Consider the following 676-nt stretch of genomic DNA (forward strand, 5'->3'; position numbering starts at 1 on the left):
GTCCGGCATAGACCAGCTTTTTGTCTGCGGGGAAATGGGTGGAAATCTGACCCAGCAGAGCCGCCACGCCGGCATCGCGGGACGGAAAGATGTCCGACAGTTCGCCCGTCATGGTGAATGCGTTGAGATCCGCACCCGCGTAGATCGGAGCCGTTTCGTCGAGGGCTGAAGCCAGCTTGTCCAACCCTTGCCAGAGCGGCGTTGCGATCGTTACCGCCTCGACGATGCGACCGTCTTGTGCGCGGGTCACCTTCAGATGCGCGCCGCCAATGTCGAAACCGGCAATGATGCCCTTTCTTTTTTCCACGCTTCAAGCTTTCATGACGGGGGCAATTGGTCGGTGAAAAAGCGTTGCGTATCATTCCGGTTCTCGACCTGAAAGACGGCGTGGTGGTTCGCGCCCAGCAGGGAAAACGCGATCGCTACAGGCCGATCGTTACGCCGCTCAGCCGAAGCCCTGATGTGGTCGCGGTCGCTGAAGGACTGCGTGGGCTTTATCCTTTTTCCACCTTCTACATCGCAGATCTGGACGCTATCGAAGGCGGAGCGCCAAACAGCGACGCACTCGCCCGGCTGAGGACGATGGCGGAGCCGCCGGAACTTTGGGTCGATGCCGGCGTGGCCGACGAAAAGACACTTTTGGCGGCGCTTGCCGAACGCTCGCTGTCTCCTGTTC

The 676-nt window shown here is 60.4% G+C and carries 1 protein-coding gene and 1 pseudogene; one reads left to right on the forward strand and one right to left on the reverse strand.

Going from position 1 to position 676, the window contains the following annotated elements; genetic code table 11:
- Positions 1-307, reverse strand: a pseudogene (locus tag EN969_RS34000) (hypothetical protein); the annotation flags it as partial.
- Positions 308-351: 44 nt separating this feature from the next.
- On the opposite strand from EN969_RS34000, the gene EN969_RS34005 reads away from it, so the two are divergent.
- A partial coding sequence (locus EN969_RS34005; protein WP_245467679.1) for a HisA/HisF-related TIM barrel protein occupies positions 352-676 on the forward strand: 325 nt, incomplete at its 3' end.

The sequence above is a fragment of the Mesorhizobium sp. M7A.F.Ca.CA.003.01.2.1 genome, assembly GCF_003998945.1.
Taxonomy (GTDB): Bacteria; Pseudomonadota; Alphaproteobacteria; order Rhizobiales; family Rhizobiaceae; genus Mesorhizobium; species Mesorhizobium ciceri.